Origin of the sequence: Streptomyces apricus, from assembly GCF_008369065.1 — a bacterium.
Taxonomy (GTDB): Bacteria; Actinomycetota; Actinomycetes; order Streptomycetales; family Streptomycetaceae; genus Streptomyces; species Streptomyces apricus.
The window spans coordinates 161,527-172,475 of sequence record NZ_VDFC01000004.1 but is presented as its reverse complement, the minus strand read 5'-3'; the positions used below and the strand labels follow the sequence as shown (position 1 = coordinate 172,475).

General features: G+C 73.5%; 11 protein-coding genes. 4 read left to right on the top strand and 7 right to left on the bottom strand.

Features of this window, described 5'->3' with window-relative positions; genetic code table 11:
* The coding region (locus tag FGF04_RS01450; RefSeq protein ID WP_149509439.1) for an NmrA family NAD(P)-binding protein at positions 1-908 on the bottom strand (908 nt) is incomplete at its 3' end.
* A gap of 109 nt (positions 909-1,017) precedes the next feature.
* Here FGF04_RS01450 and FGF04_RS01445 point away from each other — a divergent pair.
* Together FGF04_RS01445 and FGF04_RS01440 are read left to right on the top strand one after the other, a co-directional pair.
* The gene (locus tag FGF04_RS01445) at positions 1,018-1,581 is read left to right on the top strand and encodes a TetR/AcrR family transcriptional regulator (protein WP_408055577.1); all 564 of its coding nucleotides are present in this window, start codon (positions 1,018-1,020) and stop codon (positions 1,579-1,581) included.
* 154 nt (positions 1,582-1,735) lie between these two features.
* Positions 1,736-1,993, top strand: coding sequence for a hypothetical protein (locus tag FGF04_RS01440; protein WP_235882125.1), 258 nt, complete (start codon positions 1,736-1,738; stop codon positions 1,991-1,993).
* Between the two features lie 39 nt (positions 1,994-2,032).
* On the opposite strand, the gene FGF04_RS01435 is transcribed toward FGF04_RS01440, so the two are convergent.
* The 5 genes from FGF04_RS01435 to FGF04_RS01410 all read right to left on the bottom strand — a co-directional run bounded on the left by FGF04_RS01435 (position 2,033) and on the right by FGF04_RS01410 (position 7,567).
* Positions 2,033-2,644, bottom strand: a complete 612-nt coding sequence (locus tag FGF04_RS01435; RefSeq protein WP_149509312.1) for a hypothetical protein — start codon at positions 2,642-2,644, stop codon at positions 2,033-2,035.
* 96 nt (positions 2,645-2,740) lie between these two features.
* Positions 2,741-3,217 (bottom strand): HIT family protein, encoded by a 477-nt coding sequence (locus FGF04_RS01430; protein WP_149509311.1) that lies wholly within the window; start codon positions 3,215-3,217, stop codon positions 2,741-2,743.
* A complete protein-coding gene (murQ, locus tag FGF04_RS01425; RefSeq protein WP_149509310.1) occupies positions 3,214-4,224 on the bottom strand; it encodes an N-acetylmuramic acid 6-phosphate etherase in 1,011 nt (336 codons plus the stop codon). Before murQ ends, FGF04_RS01430 begins: the two co-directional genes overlap by 4 nt.
* A gap of 73 nt (positions 4,225-4,297) precedes the next feature.
* Positions 4,298-5,245, bottom strand: a complete 948-nt coding sequence (locus tag FGF04_RS01420) for a MurR/RpiR family transcriptional regulator (protein WP_149509309.1) — start codon at positions 5,243-5,245, stop codon at positions 4,298-4,300.
* A 354-nt stretch (positions 5,246-5,599) separates the two neighbouring features.
* Entirely contained in the window at positions 5,600-7,567 is a 1,968-nt protein-coding gene (locus FGF04_RS01410) for a HelD family protein (RefSeq protein WP_235882133.1), read from the bottom strand.
* Between the two features lie 499 nt (positions 7,568-8,066).
* Here FGF04_RS01410 and FGF04_RS01405 point away from each other — a divergent pair, with 499 nt between their 5' ends.
* Positions 8,067-8,255 (top strand): hypothetical protein, encoded by a 189-nt coding sequence (locus tag FGF04_RS01405; protein ID WP_149509308.1) that lies wholly within the window; start codon positions 8,067-8,069, stop codon positions 8,253-8,255.
* Positions 8,256-8,305: 50 nt separating this feature from the next.
* On the opposite strand, the gene FGF04_RS01400 is transcribed toward FGF04_RS01405, so the two are convergent.
* Complete coding sequence (locus FGF04_RS01400; protein ID WP_149509307.1) at positions 8,306-9,949, bottom strand: DNA repair helicase XPB; 1,644 nt, start codon at positions 9,947-9,949, stop codon at positions 8,306-8,308.
* A gap of 276 nt (positions 9,950-10,225) precedes the next feature.
* Here FGF04_RS01400 and FGF04_RS01395 point away from each other — a divergent pair.
* Positions 10,226-10,949 (top strand): TIGR00645 family protein (locus FGF04_RS01395; RefSeq protein WP_149509436.1); only part of this gene is annotated, 724 nt, incomplete at its 3' end.

Below are 10,949 nucleotides of genomic sequence, written 5' to 3'. Positions count from 1 at the left end.
CCCAGGGAGCTGGCGTACTGGGGGCGGGCGGGCTGACCCGTCACGTTCAGGCGGTCGTGCGAGGCGCCCATCGGAGGCATGCCCGCGGCCAGCGCCTCCTCCTCCGTCATGTCCGGCGCGGTCAGCCGCCTTCCCAGCGCCTCGGAGAGGACGTCGGCGATCTGCGCCATCGTCAGGTAGTCGCTCGCCAGCTCCAGTTCGACGCGGTGGAAGCGGTCCGGGTCGGCGATCGCCGCGGCCGCCGCCGCCCCGATGTCGTCCGTCGCGACGAGGGACACGTACGTCGTCGGCCTGAGGACGCTCACCAGGCCGCCCTCGACGCCGCGCGGGAACAGGAACGCCATGGACGGGCGGAAGTTGTCCATGAAGAAGGCCGGCTTGAGCAGGGTCCAGCGGGGGAAACCGGCCTCGCGGAGCCGGTCCTGGATCGCGGCCTTGGCGCCCAGGGGTGCCTCCGACGACTTCCACCGGCCCTCGGCCCAGCCGGGGTCCTCGACGTGCTGCCCGGCGCCGCTCACCGACGTGTGCACGAACTGCGGCACCCCCGCCGCCCTGGCGCCCTCGATGAGGTTGACGCCCTGGCGGACCTCCCCCTCGAAGTCGAAGCCGGCCTCGGTGAAGCCGGGCATCTGCACGGAGAAGACCGCGCGGACGCCTTCCGCGGCCCGCACCACCGAGTCGCGGTCATGCAGGTCGCCGGTGACCAGGTCCGCGCCGAGCGCCCGGACGGCCGCGGCGCGGGGGGACGCCGGGTCGCGTACCAGGGCCCGTACGGGCATCCCCGCCGCGAGCAGCGCGCGGGCGGTGGCTCCGCCCTGCCGGCCGGTGGCGCCGGTGACCAGGACGGGAGCGGAGTCCAAGCCGGTCGCGGTGTCCGTGTCGGTGTCGGTGCCGGTGTCTGAGGGCATGCGGGGGCTCCTTCGAGGCGGTGGCGGATAAACGGCGGGACCCGCCGTTTCCTCTCCGCTAAGATACGGCGGGGCCCGCCGTTTAACAAAGGACGAGGTGAACGCCGTGGTGGAACGTCAGCGTGCGGACGCGAGGCGCAACTACGCGCGCATCCTCGCCGTGGCCGAGGAGGAGGTCGCCGCCCGCGGGGCCGACGCCTCCCTGGAGCAGATCGCGCGCACGGCGGGGGTCGGCTCCGCCACCGTGCGCCGGCACTTCCCGACGCGCCGCGCGCTGCTCGAAGCGGTGTCGCGGACGCGGATCGCGGCGCTGAGCGCCCGCGCGCAGGAGCTGACCGGCCGGGGCGACAGCAGGGACGCCCTGCTGGAGTGGCTCGGGGAGGTCGTCGCCTACTGCGTGTCCGCCCGCGGGCTGGCGGTCGCGCTGTCCTACGACGACTCGGCGGCCGATCCGGTGCACGAGAACTCGTGCTCGCGGTCCCTGGAGGAGGCGGGGGGTCCGCTGCTCGGCCGTGCCGTGCGGGACGGCGCGGTGGCGGCGGGCGTCACGGTCGGCGACCTGATCACGCTGGCGGTGGGCATCGTCCTGGCGACGGAGCACCGCGGCGACCCGGCCGCCGAGGCGGACCGGCTGTTCCGGCTGGCTGTGGAGGGCCTCAGCCCGAGGGCTTGAGGTGAGGGCGGCGGGGCGGGGTCCTCCGGGCCCGTCGTTCGTCCTCATCTGTCATATGAGCGGTGTTGTTGTGGTGCCGTCTACGACCCGGTCGAGGGGGTAGTGGCCACTCTGTGTGGTGAAGGTGAACACGCACAGTTGAGGAAGTGGCGCGATGGACAGGGCACCGGATGAGCGGGCGCGGCCGGCGCGGAGGGTGACGGCCGGCGGTCCGCGCGGGGCGTACGTGGTCGATGTGCGCGACGGGCGGATCGGGCAGGTCGTCGAGTGCGAGGGCGGTCGCGTGCGGCTGCGGCCCGTGGACGGCGGGCGGGAGTGGGACTGCCCGCCGGAGGCGGTGGAGGAGGCCCCGGTGGGCGAGGTGCTGCTGGCCCGGGTACGGCGGATCAACCAGGAGGGGCGACTGCCCTGAGCCGCGCGGTACCGTCGGTGCGGTGCCGGGCCGCCGGGTCTAGAGGTTGCCCATCGGCTCGATGTCGGTCTTCATCGGCGTGCCCCAGATGCGCAGCACCTCGTAGTCCGTGAACTCGTGGACCAGGCGGTAGGCCATGCTCGGGCGCGGGCCGCGGCGCTGGGCCGCGAGGTACAGCTCGGCCTCCTGCTTGTCGCGGCGGGGCGTGCCGCAGAGCTGCCAGGTCCGGCCGGTCCACATCTCCGGGAGCCAGCGCTGCTGGGGGGCGGGCCGGTCCCCGCGGACGCCGTAACGGGATTTCGTACGCTCCCCGGCGTCGCCCTGGGCGGCCGGGCGGCCCTGCGCGTAGGGATCCTGGTACGGGTCCTGGTAGGAGTCGTTCGTCTTCGAGCGGCGGGCGAGGCGGCGGCGGGTCTCGCAGAGCAGGCACAGGTCCGCGGCGTCCTCGTCGACCGGGCCCGTGGGGTGTTCCGCGCAGCGGGTGGTGGGCGCTGCGGTGGTGACGGTCTCCTCCAGGAGGTCGAGGGCGCGCTTCAGGTCCGCCTTCACCTCGTGGAGCTTGGCGTCCGGTGTCTCGGGGGAGAGGGCGTCCCCGTGCTCGCCGAGGACGCGGAGGGCCCTGCCCAGAGCGGTCAATTGCGCGTGGTTCACGGTGCTGCCGTCCCTTCCCTGTGGCTGTCCAGCGTCGCACGTCCCACCGACAGCGGGGCGGCCACCGTGGGGTGACCGCCTTGGGGGTGACCGCCCCTAGGGGCCGAAGGCCGTGCGCAGGCGGTCGCAGACTTCTGCGACGGATGCGTCGTCCGGTAGGGCCCCCTCCTGGAACATGGCTGTCTGGAGCGCGGGGCCGTGGGCGCCGTACCGTTCGACGTCGGCCGTCCGAACGGGCTGGACCACGAAGTGGATGTGGCCCGGGACCGCGCCCGCGTGGGACCAGAGGCAGACGTAGACCTGTTCGGGGCGCACGACCGCGGAAACGGCGGCGGCCGTCCGCTGCAGCAGCGGACCCAGTTCCGCGCACTCGCCGGGCGTCAGGTCCGCCACGTGCAGGACGTGGCGCAGCGGCTTGACGACCAACGTGCCGACCCCCAGCGGGCCAACGCAGTGCTCGACGGTCCACAGGGCCGTCCGCAGGACGGGTCCTCCCGGCAGGAACCTTCTTCCGTCGGAGAGCGCGCAGGCCGTGCAGGTCCGGTCCGTGTCCGGGGGGCCGGTCGCGGTCACGGGGTCCGTTCCGCCGCCGCTGCCAGGGCCGCGCGCAGATGGCCGTCGGTCCTCTTCAGCAGGTGGGTGGCGGTGGGGGCGTCCACGCCGGCCAGGATCGTCAGGATCGCGTCCTTCACCTCGCCGTCCGTCGCGGACAGGGCCGCCTCGATCTCCTCGTCGCCGGCACCGGTGGCGAGGGCGACGATACGGCGGGAGCGGGCCCGGAGCTTCTCGTTCGAGGCGCGCACGTCGACCATCAGGTTCCCGTACGTCTTGCCCAGGCGGATCATCGTGATCGTCGAGAGCATGTTGAGGACGAGCTTCTGCGCCGTGCCCGCCTTCAGCCGGGTGGAGCCCGTCAGCAGCTCGGGACCCACCACGACCTCGATGCCGTGGTCCGCGGCGGCCGCCAGCGGGCTGCCCGCGTTGCAGGACAGGCCGACCGTCAGGGCGCCGAGCGCACGGGCGTGCCCGACGGCTCCGACCGCGTACGGGGTGCGGCCCGAGGCGGAGACGCCCACGACCACGTCGTCCGCCGTGAGGTCCAGGGCGAGCAGGTCCTCGACGGCCAGCTCCGCGGAGTCCTCCGCGCCCTCGACGGACGTCGTCATCGCGGCCGGGCCGCCCGCGATCAGCCCGACGACCTCACCGGGGTCCGTGTCGAACGTCGGCGGGCACTCGGACGCGTCCAGCACGCCGAGCCGGCCCGCGGTGCCGGCGCCCGCGTAGACCAGGCGGCCGCCCCGCCCCATCCGTTCCGCGATCGCGTCGATCGCGGCCGCGATGTCCGGCAGCTGCGCGGCGACGGCGGCCGGCACGGTGGCGTCCTCGCCGTTCATGAGCTTCGCGATGTCGAGCGTCGGCAGTCGGTCGATGTCGGAGTGCTCCGGACGGAACGCCTCCGTGGTCAGGCCGTCCAGCTCGGCCCGCAGGTCGCGGTGTCCGGCGGACGGGGAGGGGTCGGAGGCGGAGGGGGAGGTGGAGGTGGAGGTGGGAGCGTCGGCGGCTTCGGCGCGTGAGGTCATGTACGGCGGCTCTTTCCGGTGCGGGGCCAGTCTTCTGTCGGGTGCGTCCACCGGGCGGGGCCCGGTCGTCCGGTCAGCGCGGGGCGCTGCGGTGACGGTGCGCCAGCGCCTCGTACGACGCCGACAGCGCGGGCGCCGCCGTCTCGTACGTGCGCTGGGCGACGCCTATGAACAGGCAGTCCACCACCAGCAGTTGACTCGTCCGGGACGACATGGCCGCCGGCCGCAGCTCGCTCTCCCGGGCCGTGGACGTGGTCAGGACGTGATCCGCGTACTGGGACACCGGGCCGTCGGGGCGGCCGGTGATCGCGACCGTCGTGGCGCCGTGCTCGAACGCGACCCGCAGCGGTTCGATGACGTCGCCCGTCGATCCGGAGTGCGTGATCGCGATCGCCACGTCCTTGGCGCGCAGCTGCACGGCGTTGGTGACGGCGAGGTGGGGGTCGTTGTGGGCGTGGGCCATCAGGCCGATCCGCAGCAGCTTCTGGGTGAGGTCCTGGGCGACGAGACCGGACGCGCCGACGCCGTACACGTCGATGCGGCGGGCCGCCGCGAGCGCCCCGACCGCGGCGCCGAGCTGCACCGTGTCCAGGGCCGCGGCGGTGTCGGCGAGCGTCTGCTGCTCGTCGTACGCCAGCTTGGCAACCACGTCGGGGAGGGGGTCGTCGACCGCTATGTCGGCCGTCACGGCGGGGGCGCGGCCCGACTGCTGCTGGGCGGCGAGACCGGCGAGGGCGAGGCGGAGGTCGCGGTAGCCGGGGTAGCCGAGGAGGCGGGCCGTGCGGACGACGGTCGCCTCGCTGGTGCCGGTCAGCTCCGCGAGGCCGGTGACCGTGAGGGCCGCGCAGCCCGCGGGGTCGCCGGCCACGGCCTCGGCGACCCGCTGCATGGAGCGGGTCATCGAGGGGGCCAGGGTGCGGACCTTTGCGGCTAGGGCTGCGGGGGGTGGCGGGGTGTCCCCCGCGAAAATTTCCTTCACTTCGTGGGGGCTGGTGGCGGGGGGTGTGGACGCGTTCCACATCGGCGGGGCGGCGCGGCCGGGCGGCTGGACGACCCCGGTCTCCCCCKCAGCGGTCCACACATGGCGCTCCGCCCTGGACGCCTGACCGATTGCGCAGTTCCCCGCGCCCCTGAGGAGCCGGAGGCCGACGTGGAGTGCCGAGTGCCGGTCCGCCGTGGCCGTTCGCGCAGTTCCCCGCGCCCCTGAGGGCGCGGTCGGCCGGCGTGGGTTGTCGGGTGCGGGCGCGTCGTGGCTGGTCGCGCAGTTCCCCGCGCCCCTAAAAGCGAAAGGCCGGGGCGCAGCCCCGTCTTTCAGGGGCGCGGGGAACTGCGCGACCAGCCCCCACCGGCCCGCAGGTGACCGACAACCGACGGCCTACTCCGTCAGCTGCGCCGGCAAGGCGTCCGCGTGGGTCACGATCAGGCCCGAGACCGCTCGGGTCAGGGCCACGTACAGCCGCCGCAACCCCGTCCGCTCGTCCGGCTCGCCGGAGACGACCGCCTCCGGCTCGTCCAGGACCACGTAGTCGTACTCAAGCCCCTTGGCCAGCGACGCCGGCACCAGCGTGAGCCGCGCCGCGAGCGTCGTCTCCTCGCCGGGCGCGAGGTACGGCAGCCCCGCCTCCGCCAGGGCCGCCGCGAGCACCGGCACGCGCGCGTCCGCCGCGATCAGCCCCACCGAGCCCTCCTGCGCGAGCAACTCCTCGCACGCCGCCACCACCTCCCCCGTGGAGGAGGCCGCCCGGACCTCGAAGAAGCCCGGGTTCTCCCGCACCGACGCCACCGGCGCCAGCCCCGGCGCGATGTGCGGCAGCAGCCGCGACGCGTACGCGATCACGTCCGTCGGGACGCGGAAACCCGCCGTCAGCTCCTCCACCACCGCCTCCGGCTTGCCGAGGTGCGCCAGCGCCTCCTCCCAGCTGCGCGTCGCCCACGGCGTCGTCCCCTGCGCCAGATCGCCCAGCACCGTCGCCGAACCGGTCGTGCAGCGCCGCCCCACCGCCCGGTACTGCATGGGTGACAGGTCCTGCGCCTCGTCGAGCACCACGTGCCCGAGGGAGTGCGTGCGCTGCACGAGGTCGGTCGCCTCGTCGATCAGCACCGCGTCCGCCGCCGACCACTTCGCCGACTTCACGGAGCGCACCGGCTTGGCCCAACGGATCGTCTCCTGCTCCTCGTCCGTGAGGACGCCCGCCGCGTGCACCGCCAGGAACTCCGCGTCGGAGAGCAGCCGCAGGACCAGCTTCGCCGGGTCCACCGGCGGCCAGATCGCCTTCACGGCCGCCTTCACCGCGGGGCTGCGGGCCACCGCGTCCTGCACCCGGTCGTCCGGCGCCTCCCCCGACCGCTCCATCTGCACCAGCACGGCGTGCGCGATGCGCTGCGGCAGGGCCTCGCGGGCGGCCCCGTACCGGATGTCCCGCTCCAGCAGCTCCCGCACGATGTCCGCCAGCTCGTACGCCGGTACCCGCCAGCGCCGCGAGCCGCGCACCACCACGACCGGCTCGGTGGGCGGCGTCACGTGCGCGCGTACGGCCCGGCGCAGCACCTCGGCCATCCGGGCGTCGCCCTTGACGACGGCGGCCGGGGCCTCGTCCGTGCCCCGCACCTCCACGTGCGCGACCAGGTCGTCGACCGTCGCCTGCCTGACCTCCAGCTCGCCCAGCGCGGGCAGCACCTGCTCGATGTAGTGCAGGAAGGAGGCGTTCGGGCCGATGACCAGGGTGCCGGTGCGGGCGAGCCGGTCGCGGTGGGCGTACAGCAGGTACGCGACCCGGTGCAGGCCGACGGCCGTCTTCCCGGTGCCGGGACCCCCCTGCACGCACACCGTGCCGCCGAGGCCGGACCGTACGATCTCGTCCTGCTCCGGCTGGATCGTCGCCACGATGTCGCGCATCGGGCCCACGCGCGGACGCTCGATCTCCCGCTGCAGCAGCTTGCTCGTGGCGGCGGCCTCGGCCGGGTCGGAGAGGTGCTCGTCCTCGTACGCGGTGAGGTCGCCCCCCGTGTAGCCGAAGCGGCGGCGCAGCGCGACGTCCATCGGGTCCTTCCGGGAGGCCCGGTAGAAGGGCTGGGACACCGGGGCGCGCCAGTCGATCACCATCGGGTCGCCGCCCGCGTCGTGCACGTGCCGGCGGCCGATGTAGAAGCGCTCGCCCTGCGCGCCCTCGGCCTGCTCGGCGCCGGGGGCGTGCAGGTAGTCGAGGCGGCCGAAGAACAGCGGGGTGTGGGACAGGTCGGCGAGCGCCTTGATGCGGTCGTCGATCTGGCGGCTCAGGACCTCCGCGTTGACCCAGTTCGCGGTGACGTCCCGGATGTCGAGGGACTGCACGTCCTCGCGCATCGAGCGCAGCGCGGCGCGGGACCGCGTGAGGTGGTCCTGCTCGCGCACGAGCGGATCGTCGGACGGCGTGGGGGAGGGCACGGTGGACGCCGTGGAGGAGGGCACGGCGGAGTCGGACGGGGTGGACACGGGCGTTGCCTCCGGGGCCTGCGAGAACCGCGGGGCCGGGCGGGCCCCGCTGACTGTGGCGGTGGGCCGGCCGGTTTCCGTCCGGGCGGCGGCGCTCCACGAGGGGAGGCGGGCGAAGCGGAGATCCTAGGCGAACGGGGGCCACCGGGGCCAACCGATTTCCCGCACGCCCGTCCCCGCGCCCCTCCGCGTGTCCGTCCGTACGCCCCTCGGTACGGCCGTCGGCGGGGCCGGCGCGTCCCCTGATCCCCTAGGGGACGCCGTCCCCCTTCCTACGGGGCGGGGTCGCCCCGTAGTCGTACGCGGGGGCGGCGCGGGCTCGGTCCGCAGGCCGATGAAAGCGCGGCGCCCGCGGCGCACCATGGGAGGCATGAGTACCGCGACCTTCACCCAGGCCCCCGTCCGCCCGCTGTCGCCGCCCGGCGCGACCGCCCTGCGGGGCAGTCACCGCCACCGGCTCGGCGACACCCTGCGCGCCGTCAAGGTCTTCGCCGGCGCCGCCCTCGGAGTGGTCCTCCTCGGCGAGTACGGCGAGGAAGCCGGCGTCCGCCGCCGCTGACCGGCCACCGGTGACCGACCGATCACCGATTACCGATCACCGGTCGTCCGCTAGCTCTCGGCCAGCAGCTCGTCCGCGTCCACGATCCGGTACGCGTAGCCCTGCTCGGCCAGGAAGCGCTGGCGGTGCGCCGCGAAGTCCTGGTCGATGGTGTCGCGCGCCACGACCGAGTAGAAGTGGGCCTGGTGGCCGTCCGCCTTCGGGCGCAGCACCCGGCCCAGGCGCTGGGCCTCCTCCTGGCGGGAGCCGAAGGTGCCCGACACCTGGATGGCGACCGTCGCCTCCGGCAGGTCGATGGAGAAGTTCGCGACCTTGGAGACGACCAGCACGTTGATCTCCCCCTGCCGGAACGCCTCGAAGAGCTTCTCCCGCTGCGCGTTCGACGTCTCGCCCTTGATGACCGGCGCGCCCAGGTGCTCGCCCAGTTCGTCGAGCTGGTCGATGTACTGGCCGATGACGAGCGTCTGCATCCCCGCGAACCGCCGGACCAGCGCCTCCGTCACCCTGCGCTTCGTCGCCGTCGTCGCGCAGAACCGGTACTTCTCCTCCGCCTCCGCCGTCGCGTACGCGAGCCGCTCGGAGTCCGTGAGGTTCACCCGGACCTCGACGCAGTCCGCCGGCGCGATGTACCCCTGCGCCTCGATCTCCTTCCAGGGCGCGTCGAACCGCTTCGGCCCGATGAGGGAGAACACGTCCGACTCGCGGCCGTCCTCGCGCACCAGCGTGGCCGTCAGGCCCAGCCGGCGGCGCGCCTGGAGGTCGGCGGTGAACTTGAAGACCGGCGCGGGCAGCAGGTGCACCTCGTCGTAGACGATCAGGCCCCAGTCGCGCGAGTCGAACAGCTCCAGGTGCGGGTAGACGCCTTTGCGCCGGGTCGTCAGCACCTGGTACGTCGCGATGGTGACCGGCCGGATCTCCTTGCGCGTACCGCTGTACTCGCCGATCTCGTCCTCGGTCAGCGTCGTGCGCTTGACCAGCTCGTGCTTCCACTGCCGGGCCGAGACGGTGTTCGTGACGAGGATGAGCGTGGTGGCCTTCGCCTCCGCCATGGCCCCCGCCCCGACCAGCGTCTTGCCCGCGCCGCAGGGGAGCACGACCACCCCGGAGCCGCCGTGCCAGAAGTTCTCCACGGCCTGCTTCTGGTAGGGCCGCAGGGACCAGCCGTCCTCGGCGAGCCCGATGGGGTGCGCCTCCCCGTCCACGTACCCGGCGAGGTCCTCGGCCGGCCAGCCCAGCTTCAGCAGCGTCTGTTTGATCTGGCCGCGCTCGGAGGGGTGCACGGCCACGGTGTCCGCGTCGATGCGGTTGCCGACGAGCGGCGTGATCCGCTTCGAGCGCAGGATCTCCTCGAGCACGGGCCGGTCGGTGGTGGTCAGGACGAGCCCGTGGGCCGGGTGCTTGCTGAGCGTGAGGCGGCCGTAGCGGTCCATCGTCTCGGCGATGTCGACCAGCAGCGCGTGCGGCACCGGATAGCGGCTGTACTGCACGAGCGCGTCCACGACCTGCTCGGCGTCGTGCCCGGCCGCGCGGGCGTTCCACAGCCCGAGCGGGGTCACCCGGTAGGTGTGGATGTGCTCGGGCGCGCGCTCCAGCTCCGCGAAGGGCGCGATGACCCGGCGGCACTCGTCGGCCAGCTCGTGGTCGACCTCCAGGAGCAGGGTTTTGTCGGACTGGACGATGAGTGGACCATTCACGCGCGCGTCCCCTTCTGCACAGCCGTGGGGGCCGTACGACGTGCACGGCCAAACGTCCAGTGTGCCTGATCGCAGGCGTACGGCGTCGTGAACGGGCGGTACCCGCGGGGGCCGGGCGGTGTTCTGTCCGTCCTGTCCTACTGGATGTCTATTCATCCCAATGGGTGGTGCGGATTCAGGATCGCGGCCGTGGGCCCGAAGAATGGCGGTCCCGCAGGTCACCGCCTCAGGTCGTCGCCCAGGGAGAGCCCACCGTTGTCCGGTCACAGCCATGCCATGCCGTCCGCCGCGCCGTCTCCCGCCGCCTCACCGCCGACCACCACGCTCGGCTACGCCCTCTTCGCCACCCGCTGGCTCCAGGCCCCGCTGTACTTCGGCCTGGTGGCCGCGCAGGGCGTGTACGTCTACAAGTTCTTCAACGAGCTGTGGAATTTAATCCTCCGGTGTGTGACCGGGCAGGCGAACGAGACGTACGTGATGCTCGCGGTGCTCAAGCTGGTCGACGTCGTCATGATCGCCAACCTGCTGATCATGGTGATCGTCGGCGGCTACGAGACGTTCGTCTCGCGCATCGGTCTCCAGGGCCACCGCGACCAGCCGGAATGGCTCTCGCACGTCAACTCCAACGTGCTGAAGGTCAAGCTCGCCACCGCCATCGTGGGCATCTCGTCCGTGCACCTCCTCCAGATGTTCGTCGACGTGCACCACACCTCGCAGCACTCGCTGCTGTGGGGGACCGTCATCCACATGGCGTTCATCGCCTCGGCGGCGATCCTGGCGTACATGTCGGGGCCGATGGCGGCGCAGGGGGACCGCGCGCACCGGACGGGGGCGGAGCCCTCCGCGTCGACCGCCCCGGCCGCCCCGGCCGAGTTCGCACCGTCGGCTCCGCTTCCTGCTCCGGCCTCGGCTTCAGCTCCGCTTCCGCTTCCGATTCCGGCTCAGGCGACCTCCTCCCCGTACGACGCGTACGCCGTGCACGACCCCCGTGACCCCCGCG

Bases quoted from the DNA above. Each gene is read 5' to 3' on its own strand.
- FGF04_RS01440 (WP_235882125.1), top strand. From the start codon at position 1,736: ATGGACAGGGCACCGGATGAGCGGGCGCGGCCGGCGCGGAGGGTGACG.
- murQ (WP_149509310.1), bottom strand. From the start codon at position 4,224: ATGACCTCACGCGCCGAAGCCGCCGACGCTCCCACCTCCACCTCCACC.
- FGF04_RS01420 (WP_149509309.1), bottom strand. From the start codon at position 5,245: ATGTGGAACGCGTCCACACCCCCCGCCACCAGCCCCCACGAAGTGAAG.
- FGF04_RS01410 (WP_235882133.1), bottom strand. From the start codon at position 7,567: ATGCGCGAGGACGTGCAGTCCCTCGACATCCGGGACGTCACCGCGAAC.
- FGF04_RS01405 (WP_149509308.1), top strand. From the start codon at position 8,067: ATGAGTACCGCGACCTTCACCCAGGCCCCCGTCCGCCCGCTGTCGCCG.